Source organism: Martelella sp. FOR1707, assembly GCF_053484265.1.
Genome location: NZ_JBAKFP010000005.1, coordinates 131,157 through 149,313 on the forward strand (window position 1 = coordinate 131,157; position 18,157 = coordinate 149,313).

The following is an 18,157-nucleotide window of genomic DNA, read 5'->3' on the forward strand; positions in this document are numbered from 1 at the left end:
GGGAGATCGGCGTGGGGCGGGATCATCGAGCCCAGCCAGTTCAAGCCGTCCGGGCGCGGCCATAACCACGCCCGGACGAGCCTTTTACTGCGCGATCTGAACCGCAGTCACCAGCTCTTCCGTTGCCGTTTCGGAATCATACTCGCCGTTGAACTGGGCGGTGATCACGTCGTACATCGCGTTCTTGACCGAGGCCGGGTTGGCATGGCCGTGAGCCATGGAGCCGAACAGGTTGCCGGACGACGAGGCCGCCGCCAGATCCTTCATGCCCTGCTTGCCGCAGGCGTCGAAATCGGCGTCGGAAACATCCGTGCGCGCCGGAACCGAACCCTTGACGACGTTGAAGGCCGACTGGAATTCCGGCGACATGATCGCCTTGGCGAGCGCGACCTGCTGTGCCGTCGGCTCGTCGCCCTGGTTGAAGAAGGCGAACTGGTCGGAGTTGAAGGTGACCTGATCCTGCGTGCCGGGGAAGCGGAAGCACAGGAAATCCTCGCCCGGGGTCAGGCCGGCTTTCAGGAATTCGCCCTTGGCCCAGTCGCCCATGAACTGGAAGGCGGCCTCGTCGTTGATGACCATGGCGGATGCCAGGTTCCAGTCGCGGCCGGAGAAGTTGTCGTCGACATAGCCGCGCAGAACGGTCATGCGGTCGAACACTTCCTTCATCGTGTCGGAGCCGAGGGCTTCCGGATCGAGATCGATCATCGAGGCCTGATAGAATTCCGGTCCGCCGGTCGCCATCACGACGGCGTCGAAGATGGTGGCATCCTGCCAGGGCTGGCCGCCATGGGCGATCGCCACCTTGCCGGATTCCTTGACCTTGTCGAGCGCCGCGACCAGCTCGTCCCAGGTCTGGGGCTGTTCGATGCCGAGTTCGTCAAGGATCGACTTGTTGGCCCAGACCCAGTTGGTGGAGTGGACGTTCACGGGCGCTGCGACCCAGTTGCCGTCATATTTCGAGAACTTCTGCAGCGCTTCCGGGACCACTTCGTCCCAGTTTTCCTCCGCCGCGATGTCGTTGAGGTTGGCAAGCGCGCCTTCCTCGGCCCAGTCGGTGATGTCGAAGCCGAGCATCTGCACGGCGGCCGGCGGGTTGCCGGCGGTCACGCGGGCGCGCAACACCGTCATGGCCTGTTCGCCGCCGCCGCCTGCGACCGGCATATCCTGCCAGCCGATGCCCTGATCCTGCAGGTTTTCCTTCAGCACGTTGAGCGCCGAGGCTTCGCCGCCGGACGTCCACCAGTGCAGGACTTCCACATCCTCTGCCTTCACGGACGTCGCCGAAGCCGAGGCCGCGACGATCGCGATAACGGCTGCACTTTTCGCAAAATTCAAACGCATAGTGTCCTCCTGTCTGCGTTTATGGTCCCGCCGGGGGAGCATTGCTCCACGGGGCCCGGCAGGCATTTCCTCCTCATGTTCCCCTTGGAAGGGAACAGTTCATTCCACCCAGGGCGCGCGCGAGCGACCGATGCGCATCGTCACGGTTTTCACCTCCAGGTATTCCTCAAGCCCGTAGCGACCCAGCTCGCGGCCGAGGCCGGACTGCTTGACGCCGCCAAACGGCAGCTCGGAATATCCATCCATCCAGGTATTGGTCCACACTGTGCCGGCCTGAACGCGGCGGGCGAAGGCGAGGCAGGTCGAAACATCCCTGCTCCAGACGCCGGCCGACAGCCCGTAGCTTGCGTCATTGGCCAGTGCGATTGCCTCCTCAATCGATTTAAAGGTCAGGACCGACAGCACCGGTCCGAAGACCTCCTCCCGTGCGATTGCCATGCCTGAACTGATATTTGTTACAACTGTAGGCCCATAGAAACGGCCTGACAACCCCGGGATTTCAAGCGCTCCGCCGCCGAGCGGGATCGCCGCTCCGGCCTCGCGCGCGGCCTCCACATAGCTGTCGATCTTTGCAAAATGCGCCTCGGAAATGATAGCCCCTACTTTAGTCTTAGGATCGAGCGGATCGCCGAAAGCGACCTTCCGCGAAAGTGCCACCACCTTTTCCGTCAACGTCTCGGCAACGTCTTCATGGACGATGATGCGCGAGCCGGAATTGCAGCATTCGCCGGCGTTGAAATAGACGCCGAACACGATCGCGTCGGCGGCATCGTCGAGATCGCAATCGGGAAACACCACCTGCGGGTTCTTGCCGCCGAGTTCGAGCGAGACCTTTTTCAAGGTTCCGGCGCTGGCGCGCACGATCGCCTTGCCGACGCCGGTGGAACCGGTGAACGAGACCATGTCGACATCAACGCTCTCGCACATCGTCGTCCCGACCGGATCGCCGTAGCCAAGCACGATGTTGACGACGCCATCGGGAATGCCGGCCTCGATCAGCAGTTCGCCGAGGATCACGGTCGAGGACGGCGTCATCTCGGAGGGCTTGATCACGGCCGTGCAGCCGGCGGCAAGCGCATAGGGCAGTTTCTGCGATACGATCAGGAAGGGGAAGTTCCACGGCGTGATCAGCGCGGCGACGCCGACCGGCTCCTTCAGCACCACGCCCAGCATGTCATCGCCAAGCGTGTTGTGGCTGTCGCCGGACAGCGTGCGGGCGAGGGCCGCGGCGTGGCGCCAGAGATCGGCAGCGCCCGCGATTTCGTCGCAGGCCTGGCTGATCGGCTTACCGCTTTCCAGCGTGTCGCGCAGCGCGATCCTGTCAAGATCGCGCTCGATCAGATCGGCGACCCGGAGCAGCACGGTGGCGCGATCCTTGCCGGAAAGCCGCGACCAGCGGCCATCATCGAAGGCGGCGCGGGCGGCGGCGATCGCGGCCTCGGTCTCGGCAACGCCGCCCTTTGCGGCATTGGTGACGGTCACCAGATGGGCCGGCGACTGGCGTTCGAAACTCGCGCCATCGGCGGAAGTCTGCCACTTGCCATCGATCAGATGCCTTGCCTGAAAGACGGGCTCCTGAAGCGGGCTGCCGGCGGGGATGATGGTAAGATCGGTCATGCCTATCTGCCCTTGAATGCGGGTTTGCGTTTTTCGCGGAAGGCGGCGACGCCCTCGGCCTTGTCGGCGGAGGCGGCGATCATGCCGCTGCCGAGCGTTTCGATCATGGCGGCGGTATCTTCACCGTAGCCGGCATGAAGCATGTATTTGGCGATTTCGGTCGCGTAAGCCGAGGAGGCGAACGCGCCATCGGCGATATCGAAGGCGGCGGCGCGTGCGTCTTCGGCAATTTCGGCTGCGAAGCCGAGCGCAACCGCGCGTGTCGCATCCAGCCTACGTCCGAACAGCGCCATCTCCTTGATTACCGGCTCCGGCAGAAGCCGCGCCACGCGCTGCGTGCCCGACCATCCCGGCACCATGCCGATCTTCGGCTCGGGCATTGCGATCGTGGCGTTGGGCGTCATGACCCGGATATCGCAGGCTGCCGCAAGCTCCAGTCCGCCGCCCAGCGTATGGCCGGAGAGCGCGGCAATCGTCGGCTTCGACAGCCGCGCCAGACGGTCGAACCGCCGGTGGCCGTCACGCACCCAGTGGCGGGCGAACTCGGCCGGCGGCAGATCACCCCAGGCCTGGATATCGGCGCCGGCGCAAAATGCGCGGTCACCCTCGGCGGTGAGGATGACGAAGCGGATGTCAGGGTCGGCGTCGATGGCATCGAGATGGGTATCGAGCGCTGTCAGCATGTCCGGCGTGAAGGCGTTGAGCTTCGCCGGATTGTCGAGCTTGAGTTCGGCAATGGCGTCGTGGCGGATGAGATGAAGGGCGCTCATGGGGTGGTCTCCTTAGGCATTTCCTTCCTTCCGTCACCCCGGCCCTGAGCCGGGGTCCAGGGCCCCACGACTTGCGTCGCGAAGCGTGTGCCATTCGCGCTGGATGCCGGGTCAAGCCCGGCATGACGCAAGGGGGTAAGAGGTTGTGCGGCGTCGGCGGCGGTGTGTAACCTTGCCAAGCCCACCTTACAATCTCCCCCCTTGAGGGGGAGATGTCGCGAAAGCGACAGAGAGGGGTAGGGGCATGAGCCGCAAGCTCCGAACCTGTCGAGAGGGTTCACCCCTCTCTGCCCCTGCCGGGGCATCTCCCCCTCAAGGGGGGAGATTGTTTGGAGGTGGCCTGTCTTCGTTTCCCATACGGGCGCTTTTCCTGCAGCACCCATCACAGCACCAGCCCCATTGGCTTTTCGCCAAGCAGCGACAGCGGCATCGTGGTCGCGTTCTCGGCCACCCGCACCCGGCCGCCGGAGGCGGCGACGATGTCGCGCTCGGGGTCGATGCCGGGCATGATTTCGGTGGCGAGAAGGCCGTTATCGGTGATCCGCATCACGCAGCGTTCGGTGACATAGAGCACGTCCTGACCGGTTTCGCGGGCGCGGCGGCCGGAAAATGTGACGTGCTCGACGTCGTCGACCATCTTGGAGAATTTGCCGGGCTTTTCGACTTTCAGGCCGTCGGCGGAGAGGACAAGCGTCGCCGCGGCTTCGAAAAGCCCGGCAAAAACGATTCTGCGGGCATTGGCGGTGATATCGACGAAACCGCCGCAGCCGGCGGTGAGATACGGTTTCTTGCCGAGTTTGGAGACGTTGACATTGCCCTCGCGGTCGACCTCGAGGAAGGACAGGAAGGTCACGTCGAAGCCGCCGCCCTGGAAATAGGTGAACTGGTTGGGCGAGGGCATGAAGGCATCGGCATTGGAGGCGCAGCCGAAGGCGAAGCCGGTCAGCGGCACGCCGCCAACGGCGCCCTGCTCGATAGCCCACGTCACCTTGCGGGCATGGCCCTCCTCCAGCAGGATTCGTGGCACCAGCGCGCAGATGCCAAAACCGAGATTGGCGGTCTCGCCCGCGGCAAGCTCCATCGCGGCGCGGCGGGCAATCACCTTTTCGATGCCATGTTCGGCCAGTTCGAAATCCTCCAGCGGATGGATGATCTCGCCGGAAATTGCCGGGTCGTAGAAGGTCTCGGTGGTCTGGTACTGGCCGGGATCGACCACGATGAAATCGATGAGGTGGCCCGGAACCCGCACATCATGCGGCCGCAGCGTGCCGGCCGCCGTCACGCGCTTGACCTGGGCAATGACAATGCCGCGATTGTTGCGCGCGGCGATCGCCTGATCGAGCCCGCCGAGATAGGCGCCTTCGTGTTCATAGGTGAGGTTGCCGTGTTCATCAGCGGTGGTCGCGCGCAGGATGGTGACGTCGGGCGCGAAGTTTTTGAAGTGCAGCCAGGTATCACCGGCAAAGTCGACGCGGGAGACAATTGGGCTTTCCGCAGCGCGGTCATTCATGGCGCAGCCCTGCCGTTCGGGATCGACGAAGGTGTCGAGACCGACCTTTGTCAGCACGCCGGGGCGTTTGGCCGCCACATCGCGCTGCATGTCGAACAATATGCCGGACGGCACGTTATAGGCCGCGATCCGGTTTTCGACGACCATCTTCCAGATTTCCGGCATGGGCAGCGACGACGCGCCGCTCGGATAGGAGCCGGCGATCACGGTGTCGAGGAGGCCGTCCTGGGCAATATGGTCGATGCCCTTGATGCCGTACATGTCGCCGGCGGCGATCGGGTGGATGGTGGTGAGCTTTCGCGGATGGCCGGTGGCGGCAAAGCGCGCGCCGAGCGCTTCCAGCACCTTGTCCGGGCAGCCAAGGCCGGAGGAGGAGGAGACCGAGACGACGGCGCTGTCGGCGATGTGGCTGACGGCAGCCTCTGCGGTGACGATCTTGCCCGGCATGCTCAATATCCTTCGTAATTGACGTCGACAGCGCGGCCCTCAAGCGCCGACTGCCGCACGGCCATGGCGACGGCGAGCGATTTGACGCCGTCGATCCCGTCCGCGGCCGGCCGGCCTTCGCCTGAAACGGCGCGGTTGAAGGCCGCGATCGCGTATTCATAGAGGCCTTCGCTTTGGTAGGGCACATTGCTCTCGCCATCGGCAGTCACCAGCGTGATGGTTCCGGTTGGCCGTTGGGACATGACGTTGCGGGCGAAGATCGAGCCCTTGCTGCCATGAACTTCGAGGCCGGAGCCGGCAAACGGATGGGTGAAACTCTCATGGCTCTGAACCATGACGCCGGACGGCATCGTCCAGACTGACATCACGCTGTCCTCGACGCCCTTGCCAAGCCCGGAACTGACGGACTGGGCCACGACCCGCTGCGGGTCCTCATCAAGGTAGAAACGGACGGTGTCGGCGTCATGCACGGTGATATCGGGGATCACGCCGCCGCCGGCCGCCGGATTGTCGATGCGCCAGCCGCGCAGATGCTCCGGCAGCATGACGGCGTGGAACACCCGCATCGACAGCACCTTGCCGATACGGCCCTCTGTGACCAGCGCCTTTGCGGCGCGGTGCGCGCCGGCGCAGCGCAGATGATGGTTGGTGGCAAACACGACATCGGCCTTGCGCGCGGCCTCCACCATCGTCCTTGCGTCCGCGACGCTCATCGCCAGCGGCTTTTCGCACAGAACATGCTTGCCGGCGGCAATGGCGGCCAGCGCCTGGTCGTGATGCTTTTCATTGGTGGTCGAGATATAGACCGCATCGATCTCCGGACGCGCCAGAAGGACGGAAAGGTCCGTGTCGGCATTGGGGATGCCATGGGCGGCGGCATAGGCATCGGCGCGCGCGCGGCTGGACGAGAGCACGGCGCTGACGCTGTTGCCTTCATGCGCCCTGATCGCGCCGATCATATACTCGGCCGCGATCGTGCTGGCGCCGATAAGCCCCCACTGCATGCCCTGCCTCCCGTCTTTTTGGCACGTTCCAATTTTTCCGATTTCTAGGCCATCGGTTGCGCCACGTCAATCCGTGCCCGGAAATTTAGTATAGTTTGGGATAATCGGACGAAGGAGCCATGCATGGTTGCCCGCGGCTTTCGCATGGACTACCTAAAATCCGGGGAAGTCATGTTCTCGGGCCACACCACCGCGCGGTAACGCAATCACTGTTCATATCGTGCGACTACAGGTAAGCTTTGTTGAGAACATGGATTGAGCTGATCTGGTATGATCAGGAACGTGCTTTTGTAACGGCAGGAGCATAGGCGGCAAGAAGCCGGCAGGGATGATTAAGTGCTGAATATTGTGATACCGATGGCCGGTCGCGGCAGCCGTTTTGCCGATGCGGGCTATAGCGACCCGAAGCCGCTTATTCCGGTGCATGGCAAGCCGATGATCCAGGTGGTCGTCGAAAATCTGACGCCGGCCGTCGATCATCGTTTCATCTTCATCTGCCAGTCCGCTCACATTCGCGATTACGGGCTGGAGGAAAAGCTGAAAGCGCTTGCAGGCAATGTCGAGATCATCGGCATTGATCATATCACCGAAGGCCAGGCCTCGACGGTCATGCTTGCCGGACACCTGATCGACAATGACGATCCGGTCATGACCGCCAATTCCGACCAGTATATCGACATCGACATCAACGACTATCTCCGCTTCATGGACGACGGCGGCTATGACGGCATGATCATGACGATGAAGGCGGATGACCCGAAATGGTCATTCGTGCGCGAGGAGAACGGCCGGGTTGTCGAGACCGCGGAGAAGCGGGTGATCTCCAATGATGCCACGGTCGGCGTCTATAACTTCAAGACCGGACGCGATCTGGTGGCGGCTACCAAGGCGATGATCGGCGACGACGAACGCGTCAATGGCGAGTTCTACATCTGTCCGGCCTATAATTACCTGATCCGCGATGGCCGCAGGATCGGTCATTATTCGATCGGCAACGAGGCCGACGGCATGTATGGTCTCGGCATTCCCTCCGACCTCGATCTGTTTCTGGCCCATCCGGTTTCGGAAAAGGTGCGCTGATGGAGGTTCTGTCGCACAGGGGGCTTTGGGAGAGCGCCGCGGAAAAGAACGCCATGACGGCCTTCGTCCGCTCCTTCGATCGCGGTTTCGGCACGGAAACGGACCTGCGCGACCACGAGGGCGAAATTGTCATTGCCCATGACATGCCTCTCGGGAACGAGCCGCGGCTTTCGGACGTTCTTGATGTCATGGCTGGCCGGAACCTGATGCTGGCGCTGAATATCAAGGCGGACGGGTTGAGCGGCAAGGTGAAGGAGATACTGGCGGCCTATGGCCACACCAATTATTTCGTGTTCGACATGTCGCTTCCCGATCTGGTGCGGCAATTGGCTGACGGGTTGACCGCATTCACGGGTTTGAGCGATCTTCAGCCCAATGCGCCGTTGCTTGAGCAATGCGACGGAGTCTGGCTCGACTCCTTCCGCTCCGACTGGTTCGGTCCGGGTCTCGTCGAGGGGTTGATTGGCCAGGGAAAGCGGGTCTGTGTGGTGTCGAGCGACCTGCACCGGCGCGATACCGCGCTGCAATGGTCGATCATAAAATCGGCCAAATGCATCGATAGCAGCCGGCTCTATTTGTGCACCGATGCGCCGGAGGCGGCGCGGGATTATTTTTCGGGAGAGTGAAGATGGCGATCAAGGCAGTCATTTTCGACATGGACGGCGTGCTGATCGAGGCCAAGGAATGGCACTATGACGCGCTCAACCGGGCGCTCGGCCTGTTCGGCTTCACCATCGAGCGCCACGAGCATCGCACCGTCTATGACGGCCTGCCGACGCGCACCAAGCTGCAGCGGCTGAGCGTGGAGAAGAAACTGCCGCCCTATCTTCATGACTTCCTCAATGAGATGAAGCAGCGCTACACGATGGAGATCATCTATGAGCGCTGCCGGCCGCGCTTCGACCACGAATACGCGCTGTCGCGTCTGCGGATGGAAGGCTATCATCTGGCGGTGGCCTCGAATTCCATGCGCGATACCGTGACGCTGATGATGGAAAAGGCGAGCCTTGCGCCCTATCTCGATTTCAAGCTGTCCAATCAGGACGTCACCAAAAGCAAGCCGGACCCGGAAATCTACCTGAAGGCGATCGAGCGGATGGGGCTTTCCCCCAAGGAATGCCTGATCGTCGAGGACAATCCGAACGGCATAAAGGCCGCGACCGCTTCCGGCGCGCATGTGATGGTCGTGAAGGAAGTGGACGAAGTCAATTATGCCGGGATCAAGGCGCGGATCGCCGAGATCGATCAGGCAGCCAAGTCAGTGGGATCGGCGGCATGAAAATCGTTGTGCTGATGGGCGGTGAAAACCTCGACATCAAGAGCGAGCTCTATCCGCTCTACATGACCGAGTTCAACGAGGAGCTGGTTCTGGAACGCCAGATCGCCGGCCTCCAGAAGCTTTCGCCGCGAGAGATCATCTTCTGCGTCAGGTCCGCCGATATCCGCAAGTTCAATGTCGATGACGTGATCCGCCAGACCACCGATAACGGCCTCTGCGTTGAGGTTGCGGGCCCGACGGCGGGTTCGGTGTGCACCGCGCTGCTGGCGGCTGAACATATCGATGAGAACGAGGAGATCGTGCTGGTCGCCGCCGACGAACTGGTCGAGGCCGATCTTGACGGTATCGTCAAAGCCTTCCGCGAGCGCGACTGCGATGCCGGCGTGCTGGCCTTCCGCTCGGTGCATCCGCGCTATTCCTTCGCGTTGCTCGGTGAGGACGGCGATGTCTGCGAGGTCGCCGAAAAGCGGCCGATCAGCAAGCATGCGCTGGTGAGCTTCTATTATTTCCGCAGCGGCAAGGATTTCGTGCGCGCGGCGCTCAACGTCGTGCGCAAGGATCGCAAGATCAACAACGCTTTCTACATCAGCCAGACCATCAACGAGATGATCCTGCGCCACGCCAAGGTCGGCATCGAGTTCATCAGCAATGACAGGTTTCATCCGTTGAAGACGGAGATGCAGCTTGCGCAGTACATCTCCCAGCTCAATGACCACAAGGAGGGGCTGCTGCATTGAAAACCGCGCGGCTCGACGACATGGTGAAGGGCTGGTTCATCGGCAATTTCGAACCCAGCCTTGCAAAGACCGAGGATGTTGAGGTCGCTGTCAAGCGTTATGATCGCGGCGACAGCGAGGCCATGCATTTTCACAAGGTCGCCACCGAATACACCGTCGTGGTTCAGGGGCGTGTGCGCATGAATGGCGTCGAGTATGGCGCCGGCGACATCATCGTGATGGAGCCGGGAGAGGCAACTGATTTCGAATGTCTGGAGGATGGCAGCATCAATGTGGTGGTGAAGCTTCCCGGCGCCAGTAATGACAAGTATATGGGGCCCGCCGGGCAGGTATGAAATGGAGCGAACCCGGAACGCCGGCGTTTCGCATACGGTTGGCGCCGGACCTTAACGGCGTTCGGTAATAGCGCTCAACATCTGTTGGGTCTACGTGTAGTATATTAGTTGACTTCAGTTGGGGCACGCTGGCAGCAGCGGGGTGCGGGAAAATGGACAAAGGCGAAATCACATTTCTGTTCCAGGGCGTGGTGGACAAGTCTTTCCTGCGCGGTAGCTTCGCAGCGGTCAGACGCTTTTTTCCCTCCTCCAGGATCATTCTGTCGACCTGGGTCGGAACCGATACTTCGGGTCTCGACTGCGACGAAGTGGTGCTGTGCGAGGATCCGGGCTTTTTCTACTATTCCCCGCGCGCCGGCGAGAAGCCCAATAATGTCAATCGCCAGATCGTCGGCACCCGCGCCGGGCTGGAAAAGGTCGATACCCGTTTCTGCTTCCGCATGCGCACCGATTTCAGGCTGACGGGCGACGGATTCCTGCGGTTTTTCGATGCCTATCCGGACAGCGTCGATGCCTATCAGGTGTTTTCGCATAAGCTGCTGGCGGCCTGCTATTTTTCGCGCAATCCGCGCTCGCGGGTGAGCTTTCCGTTCCACCCCTCGGACCTCGCCTTCTTCGGCTACACCGACGACATCCGCAAGATGTTCGACGTACCGCTGATGACCGAGGAGGAGGCGAACTGGGATACCGGCGGCCAGCGTTACAACCGCTACACGCCCGAGCAGCATATTTTCGTCAACGCCCTGCGCCGCGACGGCCGGCATGTGCCCTGCGCGTTTTACAAGGACGCCAATCCGCAGGCGATCCTCGAAACCGAGAAATATTTCGCCTCGAATTTCGTCTTTCTCACCTTCGACCAGTTCGACCTGATGCCCTCCAAGCCGACCTTCGTGATGAAGGTGCATCCGAACTCGTTCATGACCTGCTACACCCATAATGAGTGGATCGGGCTCTACCGCAAGCATGTCGACGCCAGCACGCCGGTGCCTGTGGAAGACCCCGAGCGCGAGCGGATTGAAAAGTTCTACAAGCCCTACAAGATCTGTCGTCTGATCGGCAACGTCATCTCGCTGCCGTTCAAGAGCAAGGTCCGCCGCCGGGCAATCCGAACCGGCGTGCTGGAGTTTTTCCTGCTGCCGCGCTGAGATGACCGCGCTCCCGGCGCAAGGCCGGGAACAGAGTCAGGAACGCGTCATGCCGATTCCTGGTTGCTTTCAGGATTGAGCGCGGTGACCACGTCGGAGGGGCGGATGCTGCCGAGCGTCTTACCATCCTTGCTCACCACACGCAGCACCTTGCCGTCGCCGAGCGCATCCATCATCGCGGAAAGCTTGGTTTCGGCCTCGACGGTGGGCGAATCCGCAAGGGCTTCGTCTTCGCTCATCACATCCTGCGCGCGCAGGACACCCAGCGGGTTCACATTGGCGACGAAGTCCGCGACGTAGGCGTCGGCCGGCTTGCGCACGATTTCCGACGGCGTGCCGCACTGGACGATGCGCCCCCCTTCCATGATCGCGATCCGGTCTCCGATCTTGAACGCCTCGTCGAGATCGTGGCTGACGAAGATGATGGTGCGCTTCAGGTTTCTCTGCAGCTCGATCAGTTCGTCCTGAAGCCGCGTGCGGATCAGCGGGTCGAGCGCGGAGAACGGCTCGTCCATCAATAGGATCGGCGCCTCGGTGGCAAAGGCGCGGGCAAGGCCGACGCGCTGCTGCATGCCGCCCGACAATTCGCCGACAAGCTTGTCGCCCCAGTCCTGAAGCCCGACCAGCTCAAGCTGGGCCCGCGCCTTTTCAAGCCGCTCCTTCTGGCCCATGCCGGCGAATTCCAGCCCGAGCGCGACATTTTCAACGACGGTGCGCCACGGCAGCAGACCGAATTGCTGGAACACCATGGAAACCCGCGACAGGCGGATGTTCCTCAGCGTCTTGGCGTCCGCGGCCGTCACGTCGGTCATGCCGTTGCCGTCATTGACCAGCACGCGGCCGCGGCAGACCGGGTTCAGCCGGTTGACGGCGCGCAGCAGCGTCGACTTGCCGGAGCCGGACAGCCCCATCAGCACCAGAAGCTCGCCCTCGCCGACGGAAAGCGAGCAGTTGTGAACGCCGAGCACCTGGCCGGTTTCCTCCTGCACCTCTGCGCGGCTCTTGCCCTCGTCCATCATCGGCAGGGCTGATTGCGGCCGGTCGCCGAACACGATGTTCACATCTTCAAAAACGACTGAATCGGCCATTACCTTTTCCTCTCGATCTTGAGAACGCGGTCAAGGATGATCGCGACGACGACGATGACGAAGCCGCTTTCGAACCCGAGCGCCGGATTGACCTGGTTGAGCGCGCGCACCACCGGCACGCCGAGCCCGTCGGCGCCGACGAGGGCTGCAACCACCACCATCGACAGCGACAGCATGATGGTCTGGTTGAGGCCGGCCATGATTTGCGGCAGGGCATAGTGGAGTTCGACCTTGGTTAGCTTCTGCCAGCCGGTGCCGCCGAAGGCGTCCGCCGCCTCAAGCAATGGCTTGGGCACGGAGGAGACGCCGAGATAGGTGAGCCTGATCGAGGCGGGCACGACGAAGATGACCGTTGCCAGCAGACCGGGCACCATGCCGATGCCGAAGAACACGATCGCCGGGATCAGGTAGACGAAGGGCGGCAGCGTCTGCATCAGGTCGAGGATCGGCTGCAGGACCTGATAGAGGCGGGGCCGGTGGGCCGCGAAGATGCCGATCGGAACGCCGATCGCCATGCAGATGATGCAGGACGAGATCACCAGCGCCAGGCTTTCGGTGGTTTCCTCCCAATAGCCCTGGTTGATGATGAACAAAAAGCCGAGAAAGACGAACAGCGAGACCTTCCAGTTGCGCTGCAGCCAGTAGGAGGCCGCGGTCACGATCACCGCGATCACGATCGGTCCAGGCGCCTGGAGGATCCACAGGAGCTGGTCGATCAGCCAGCCCATGACCTCTGCGAGTCCATCGAAAAACCAGCCGCCATGCATTTGCAGCCAGTCGAAAATATCCTGGGCCCATCGTCCCAGCGGGATTTTGTAATCCGTCAGCCAGTGCAAGAGACTGCTCCTTTGTTCCCCGAATTCAGTGTGTCGAAACGCGCGGCCGGCCAGGGCGACGCAGAGCGATCCGGCCCCGGCATTTTGCCCCGGGCCCGCGCCGCGAAATGCGCGGCTGAAAAGCTATCATCATCGAAAAAGGAAAGCCCGGAAAGCGTTGGCTTGCCGGGCTTGAAGTATTTTAGAGACCGAGCGATTTCTTGACCGCCGGCAGCCCCGGTTCACCGGAGGTGGTGGTCACGCCCTCAAGCCAGGCGTCAAGGGCATCCGGATTGGCCTTGATCCATTCGGCGGTGGCATCGCCCTCGTTTTCGCCGTCGTTCAGGATCTTGCCCATGACTTCGTTTTCCATCGGCAGGGTGAACTTCAGGTTTTCAAGCAGCTTGGCGACATTCGGGCATTCCTCCGCATAGCCCTTGCGGGTGACGGTGCGCACGATGCCCTCGCCACCGAAGAAATCCTCACCGCCGGTGAGGTATTTCAGCGAATAGGTGGCGTTCATCGGATGCGGTTCCCAGCCGAGGAACACGATCGGCTGTTCCTGGCGGTACTTGCGGCCGACCATGGCGAGCATGCCCTGCTCGGAGCTTTCGACAACCTCGAAGTCGCCGAGACCATCCTTGTTCGCCTCGATCAGCGAAACCAGATAGGCATTGCCTTCATTGCCCGGCTCGATGCCGTAGATCTTGTGGTCCAGCTCATCACCGAACTTGGCAATGTCGCCATAGGTCTTCAGACCCTTTTCATAGGTGTAGGTCGGCACCGCGAGCGTGTATTTCGTGCCCTCGAGATTGGTGGCGATAACATCGATCTCGCCTTCATCGATATAAGGCGTGATCGCGCTGGTCTGGGCCGGCATCCAGTTGCCGAGGAAGACATCGACGTCGTCGCTCTTCAGCGAGGCGAAGGTAACCGGCACGGAGAGAACCTTGACGTCGACCTTGTAGCCGAGGCCTTCCAGAATGTGTTTGGCGGTTGCCGTGGTGGTGGTGATATCGGTCCAGCCGACATCGGAGAAGCTGACGCTATCGCAGGCGGTTGCTTCCTGCGCCCTGGCGGCGCCGGCGGAAAGAGCGGTCGCGGCGGCAAGCGCGGCGAGGGTCAGTTTCAAGTTATAAGACATGTCAGCGTTTCCTTTCGGTTCGTTTGTCGAAGGCCGTGATGGATCGTTCGGCGTGTCAAAATAAACTGGCGGCTTCCTTGATTGATCGGTCAATCAATATAACATATGCTAAGTCATGTAAACGGCGGGTTGCCCAGAAATTCGCCAGACAGCGCCAGTGAGCATTTTTTCAGCGGGTTCAGCCAATGCCTAAGATCGGAATGGAAGCCATACGTCGCGAAGCGCTTGTACGTGCGGCCATCACCGAAGTCGGCGAGGTCGGCATGGTCGAGGTTACGGTCGCCAAGATCGCCAAGCGGGCGGGCGTTTCGCCTGCGCTCGCGCATCACTATTTCGGCTCCAAAGAAAAGATCCTGTTTGCGGCCATGCGCCGTATCCTTGACGAGTTCGGCAGTTCGGTCAAGGCCCGCTACAAGGATGCGGCCACGCCCAGAGAGCGGCTCGAGGCGATCATCGAGGCCTCGTTCGGGCCGGATCAGTTCGACCCCGCTGTTGTGGCCGCATGGCTCGCCTTTTACGTCCAGGCCCAGCAGAAGGGCGATGCCAGTCGGCTGCTCTCGATCTATGAGGCGCGGCTGCGCTCCAACCTGGTCTACGCGCTGCGCCAGCTTGTACCCCTTGAGGCCGCCCGGCGGATCGCCACCGGGCTCGGCTCCCTGATCGACGGTTTCTACCTGCGCGCCGCGCTGAAGGATTTCGGCATGAGCCGGAGCGACGCCGTCGCCATGACGCTGGAATATCTCGAACTCACGCTCGCCAAGGAGATGTCTTCATGAGTGCGCGACCGAACATTCTCGTTTTGATGGTCGACCAGCTTGCCGGCACGCTGTTTCCCGATGGCCCGGCCGATTTTCTGCATACCCCCAACCTGAAGAAGCTCGCCGCCCGCTCGGCGCGGTTTCAGAACGCCTATACCGGCTCGCCGCTCTGCGCGCCGGCGCGGGCCTCGTTCATGGCCGGCCAGCTTCCCCGCCGCACTCGCGTCTATGACAATGCCGCCGAGTTCGCGCCCGATATCCCGACCTATGCCCATCACCTGCGCCGCGCCGGCTACCAGACCTCGCTTTCCGGCAAGATGCATTTCGTCGGGCCCGACCAGCTGCACGGCTTCGAGGAGCGGCTGACCACCGATGTCTATCCCGCCGATTACGGCTGGACCCCGGATTACCGCAAGCCCGGCGAGCGGATCGACTGGTGGTATCACAATATGGGCTCGGTCACCGGGGCGGGCATTGGCGAGATCACCAACCAGCTCGAATATGACGACGAGGTCGCCTATGAGGCGGTGCGCAAGATCTACGATCTCGGCCGCCGCAAGGAAGATCGGCCATTCATGCTGACGGTCTCCTTCACCCATCCGCACGACCCCTATGTGGCGCGCAAGAAATACTGGGATCTCTACGAGGATTGCGATCACCTCGATCCCGAGATCGGCACGCTCGATTACGATCAACAGGACAATCACGCCAAGCGCATTCTGGATGCCAATGACTGGCACAAGGCCACGATCGACAAGCAGGATATCCGCAATGCACGGCGGGCCTATTTCGCCAATGTCTCCTATATCGACGACAAGATTGGCGAAATCCTCGCCGCACTCGATAGCGTCGGCTATGGCGAGGACACCGCGATCGTGTTCGTCTCCGACCATGGCGACATGCTGGGCGAGCGCGGGCTGTGGTACAAGATGAGCTTCTACGAGGGCTCGGCCCGCGTGCCGCTGATGGTGGCAGCGCCCGGCGTTGAACCCGGTCTTGTCAAGACGCCGGCCTCCTCGATCGACATCACGCCGACACTTGCCGATATCGCCGGCATTGACCTTGGCGAAATCGAACCGTGGGTCGATGGCGAAAGCCTGTTGCCGATCGCGCGCGGTGCCGAACGCAAGCTTCCGGTGCGCATGGAATATGCGGCCGAAGCCTCTCAGGCTCCGCTGGTCTCGATCCGCGAGGGCCGGTTCAAGTATAATCACTGCGAGCTCGACCCGCCCCAGCTCTTCGACCTCGAGGCCGATCCGCATGAGCTGAACAACCTCGCCGATGATCCGGCCCATGCCGAAAAGGCGGCGGCGTTTGCGGCGAAGGTGCGGGAATACTGGGACATGAAGGCCTATGACGACGAGGTGCGCGAAAGCCAGGCGCGACGGCATGTCGTCTATGAGGCGCTGAGGGCCGGGCACTACCGTCCCTGGGATTTCCAGCCGTTCAAGGATGCCTCCGAGCGCTTCATGCGCAATCACATGGATCTCAACATACTCGAGGCCAGCCAGCGCTGGCCGCGAGGGGAGTAAATTATGCGGGCTCAGCCGAAAGCAAGCCATTTCATCGACGGCGAATATGCGGAAGACGCGGCCGGCAAGGCGTTCGAGAGCGTCTATGCCGCGACCGGCGAGGTGATCGCGAACCTTCATAGCGCGACGCCTGCGATCATCGACAAGGCGATGGCTTCCGCCGTTCGCGCGCAACAGGAATGGGCATCGTGGTTGCCGGTCGAGCGCGCCCGGGTGCTGCGCCGCGCGGCCGATATCATTCGCGAGCGAAACGAGGCGCTCTCCGAGCTCGAAACGCTCGACACCGGCAAGGCGATACAGGAAACGCTGGTGGCCGATGCGACGTCGGGGGCGGACAGCCTCGAATGGTTTTCCGCGCAGGCCGCCTCGCTTTCCGGCGAAAGCGTGCCGCTGGGGGATGCCTTTGCCTATACGGTGCGCGAGCCGCTTGGCGTCTGCGTCGGCATCGGAGCGTGGAACTATCCGACCCAGATCGCCTGCTGGAAGGCGGCGCCCGCGCTTGCCTGCGGCAATGCCATGGTGTTCAAGCCCTCCGAAATGACGCCGCTTTGCGCGCTGAAACTCGCCGAGATCTTCATCGAGGCCGGCGCGCCCAAGGGTCTGTTCAATGTCGTTCAGGGTTTTGGCGATGTCGGGGCGGCGCTTGCCACCCACAAGGCCACCGCCAAGGTTTCGCTCACCGGCTCGGTGCCGACCGGCGGCAAGGTCTATGCCGCGGCCGCTTCCGGCATGCGCCATGTAACCATGGAGCTCGGCGGCAAGTCGCCGCTGGTGGTGTTCGAGGATGCCGATCTGGAAGACGCGATCGGCGGCGCGATGCTCGGCAATTTCTATTCCACCGGCCAGATCTGCTCGAACGGTACCCGCGTGTTCGTGCAGAAGTCGATTCTGGAGAAATTCCTGGCGCGGCTTGCCGAGCGCACGAAAGCGATCCGTCTCGGCGATCCGCTCGACCCCGAGACCCATCTCGGCCCGCTGATCTCCGAAGGCCAGCGCGAAAAGGTGATGGGGTACATCGAAAAAGGCAAGGCGGAAGGCGCGCGGCTCGTGATCGGCGGCGGCGTTCCACCGGGCGATGCCTTCGACAAAGGCAGCTATATCGAACCCACCGTGTTCGCCGATGTCACCGACGACATGACGATCGCGCGCGAGGAAATCTTCGGGCCGGTGATGAGCGTGCTCGCCTTCGACAGCGAGGATGAGGTGATCGAACGCGCTAACGGTACGGAGTTCGGCCTGGCCGCTGGCCTGTTCACCAAGGATATCTCCCGCGCTCACCGCGTGGCGGGCAGGCTCGCCGCCGGCATCTGCTGGATCAACACCTATAACCTGACGCCGGTCGAAATCCCCTTCGGCGGGGTCAAGCATTCGGGCTTTGGCCGCGAGAACGGCAGGGCGGCGATGGAGTTTTATTCGCAGGTGAAGACGGTGCATGTGGCGCTGGGCAAGGTGGATAGTCCGTATTGATTTTCAGAGCGGCGCCTCCGCACCAAACAATCTCCCCCCTTGAGGGGGAGATGCCCCGACAGGGGCAGAGAGGGGTGAATCCTCTCCG

17 protein-coding genes are annotated in these 18,157 nt (G+C 62.0%); 9 read left to right on the top strand and 8 right to left on the bottom strand.

All coding sequences use genetic code 11. The features are described from left to right. Positions 1-84 precede the first annotated feature (84 nt). The 5 genes from V6765_RS14865 to V6765_RS14885 form a co-directional block, all read right to left on the bottom strand. Complete coding sequence (locus tag V6765_RS14865) at positions 85-1,341, bottom strand: ABC transporter substrate-binding protein (protein ID WP_448430099.1); 1,257 nt, start codon at positions 1,339-1,341, stop codon at positions 85-87. A gap of 99 nt (positions 1,342-1,440) precedes the next feature. Next, positions 1,441-2,958, bottom strand: coding sequence for an aldehyde dehydrogenase family protein (locus V6765_RS14870; RefSeq protein WP_448430101.1), 1,518 nt, complete (start codon positions 2,956-2,958; stop codon positions 1,441-1,443). A 2-nt stretch (positions 2,959-2,960) separates the two neighbouring features. Continuing rightward, positions 2,961-3,728, bottom strand: a complete 768-nt coding sequence (locus tag V6765_RS14875; protein WP_448430103.1) for an enoyl-CoA hydratase/isomerase family protein — start codon at positions 3,726-3,728, stop codon at positions 2,961-2,963. A 382-nt stretch (positions 3,729-4,110) separates the two neighbouring features. Then, complete coding sequence (locus tag V6765_RS14880) at positions 4,111-5,685, bottom strand: acyl CoA:acetate/3-ketoacid CoA transferase (RefSeq protein WP_448430105.1); 1,575 nt, start codon at positions 5,683-5,685, stop codon at positions 4,111-4,113. Positions 5,686-5,687: 2 nt separating this feature from the next. Next, entirely contained in the window at positions 5,688-6,689 is a 1,002-nt protein-coding gene (locus V6765_RS14885; RefSeq protein WP_448430107.1) for a Gfo/Idh/MocA family protein, read from the bottom strand. Between the two features lie 336 nt (positions 6,690-7,025). Between V6765_RS14885 and V6765_RS14890 the strand changes: the two genes are divergently transcribed. From V6765_RS14890 to V6765_RS14915, 6 genes are all read left to right on the top strand, one after another. Then, positions 7,026-7,769, top strand: a complete 744-nt coding sequence (locus tag V6765_RS14890) for a glycosyltransferase family 2 protein (RefSeq protein ID WP_448430109.1) — start codon at positions 7,026-7,028, stop codon at positions 7,767-7,769. Continuing rightward, positions 7,769-8,395: a phosphodiesterase gene (locus tag V6765_RS14895; protein ID WP_448430111.1), complete on the top strand. Its 627-nt coding sequence runs from the start codon at positions 7,769-7,771 to the stop codon at positions 8,393-8,395. Before V6765_RS14890 ends, V6765_RS14895 begins: the two co-directional genes overlap by 1 nt. A gap of 2 nt (positions 8,396-8,397) precedes the next feature. Further along, positions 8,398-9,048 carry an HAD family hydrolase gene (locus V6765_RS14900; RefSeq protein WP_448430113.1) on the top strand — a complete coding sequence of 217 codons (651 nt, stop codon included), beginning with the start codon at positions 8,398-8,400 and terminating at the stop codon, positions 9,046-9,048. Beyond that, positions 9,045-9,785, top strand: coding sequence for a glycosyltransferase family 2 protein (locus V6765_RS14905; RefSeq protein ID WP_448430115.1), 741 nt, complete (start codon positions 9,045-9,047; stop codon positions 9,783-9,785). The genes V6765_RS14900 and V6765_RS14905 overlap by 4 nt, the downstream gene beginning before the upstream one ends. Then, positions 9,782-10,120, top strand: coding sequence for a hypothetical protein (locus V6765_RS14910; RefSeq protein WP_448430117.1), 339 nt, complete (start codon positions 9,782-9,784; stop codon positions 10,118-10,120). The genes V6765_RS14905 and V6765_RS14910 overlap by 4 nt, the downstream gene beginning before the upstream one ends. A 152-nt stretch (positions 10,121-10,272) precedes the next feature. Further along, positions 10,273-11,265, top strand: coding sequence for a WavE lipopolysaccharide synthesis family protein (locus tag V6765_RS14915; protein ID WP_448430119.1), 993 nt, complete (start codon positions 10,273-10,275; stop codon positions 11,263-11,265). 47 nt (positions 11,266-11,312) lie between these two features. On the opposite strand, the gene choV is transcribed toward V6765_RS14915, so the two are convergent. The 3 genes from choV to choX all read right to left on the bottom strand — a co-directional run bounded on the left by choV (position 11,313) and on the right by choX (position 14,312). Beyond that, the gene (gene choV / locus V6765_RS14920; RefSeq protein ID WP_448430121.1) at positions 11,313-12,353 is read right to left on the bottom strand and encodes a choline ABC transporter ATP-binding protein; all 1,041 of its coding nucleotides are present in this window, start codon (positions 12,351-12,353) and stop codon (positions 11,313-11,315) included. Continuing rightward, a complete protein-coding gene (gene choW, locus V6765_RS14925) occupies positions 12,353-13,189 on the bottom strand; it encodes a choline ABC transporter permease subunit (RefSeq protein WP_448430123.1) in 837 nt (278 codons plus the stop codon). Before choW ends, choV begins: the two co-directional genes overlap by 1 nt. 181 nt (positions 13,190-13,370) lie before the next feature. Beyond that, complete coding sequence (choX, locus tag V6765_RS14930) at positions 13,371-14,312, bottom strand: choline ABC transporter substrate-binding protein (protein WP_448430125.1); 942 nt, start codon at positions 14,310-14,312, stop codon at positions 13,371-13,373. A 185-nt stretch (positions 14,313-14,497) separates the two neighbouring features. Between choX and betI the strand changes: the two genes are divergently transcribed. Genes betI through betB form a run of 3 tightly spaced genes read left to right on the top strand, consistent with a single transcriptional unit; the run spans position 14,498 to position 18,069 of the window. Next, a complete protein-coding gene (betI, locus tag V6765_RS14935; protein WP_448430127.1) occupies positions 14,498-15,088 on the top strand; it encodes a transcriptional regulator BetI in 591 nt (196 codons plus the stop codon). Continuing rightward, positions 15,085-16,602 (top strand): choline-sulfatase, encoded by a 1,518-nt coding sequence (gene betC, locus V6765_RS14940; protein WP_448430129.1) that lies wholly within the window; start codon positions 15,085-15,087, stop codon positions 16,600-16,602. The genes betI and betC overlap by 4 nt, the downstream gene beginning before the upstream one ends. A 3-nt stretch (positions 16,603-16,605) precedes the next feature. Further along, positions 16,606-18,069, top strand: coding sequence for a betaine-aldehyde dehydrogenase (gene betB / locus V6765_RS14945; RefSeq protein WP_448430131.1), 1,464 nt, complete (start codon positions 16,606-16,608; stop codon positions 18,067-18,069). The last annotated feature ends 88 nt before the right edge of the window (positions 18,070-18,157 follow it).

Excerpts from the sequence above, each read along its gene's own strand:
- V6765_RS14880 (WP_448430105.1), bottom strand. The coding sequence starts at position 5,685 with ATGCCGGGCAAGATCGTCACCGCAGAGGCTGCCGTCAGCCACATCGCC.
- V6765_RS14895 (WP_448430111.1), top strand. The coding sequence starts at position 7,769 with ATGGAGGTTCTGTCGCACAGGGGGCTTTGGGAGAGCGCCGCGGAAAAG.
- choV (WP_448430121.1), bottom strand. The coding sequence starts at position 12,353 with ATGGCCGATTCAGTCGTTTTTGAAGATGTGAACATCGTGTTCGGCGAC.
- V6765_RS14885 (WP_448430107.1), bottom strand. The coding sequence starts at position 6,689 with ATGCAGTGGGGGCTTATCGGCGCCAGCACGATCGCGGCCGAGTATATG.
- V6765_RS14900 (WP_448430113.1), top strand. The coding sequence starts at position 8,398 with ATGGCGATCAAGGCAGTCATTTTCGACATGGACGGCGTGCTGATCGAG.
- V6765_RS14915 (WP_448430119.1), top strand. The coding sequence starts at position 10,273 with ATGGACAAAGGCGAAATCACATTTCTGTTCCAGGGCGTGGTGGACAAG.
- choX (WP_448430125.1), bottom strand. The coding sequence starts at position 14,312 with ATGTCTTATAACTTGAAACTGACCCTCGCCGCGCTTGCCGCCGCGACC.
- betI (WP_448430127.1), top strand. The coding sequence starts at position 14,498 with ATGCCTAAGATCGGAATGGAAGCCATACGTCGCGAAGCGCTTGTACGT.
- V6765_RS14870 (WP_448430101.1), bottom strand. The coding sequence starts at position 2,958 with ATGACCGATCTTACCATCATCCCCGCCGGCAGCCCGCTTCAGGAGCCC.
- betB (WP_448430131.1), top strand. The coding sequence starts at position 16,606 with ATGCGGGCTCAGCCGAAAGCAAGCCATTTCATCGACGGCGAATATGCG.
- betC (WP_448430129.1), top strand. The coding sequence starts at position 15,085 with ATGAGTGCGCGACCGAACATTCTCGTTTTGATGGTCGACCAGCTTGCC.
- V6765_RS14875 (WP_448430103.1), bottom strand. The coding sequence starts at position 3,728 with ATGAGCGCCCTTCATCTCATCCGCCACGACGCCATTGCCGAACTCAAG.
- V6765_RS14905 (WP_448430115.1), top strand. The coding sequence starts at position 9,045 with ATGAAAATCGTTGTGCTGATGGGCGGTGAAAACCTCGACATCAAGAGC.
- V6765_RS14865 (WP_448430099.1), bottom strand. The coding sequence starts at position 1,341 with ATGCGTTTGAATTTTGCGAAAAGTGCAGCCGTTATCGCGATCGTCGCG.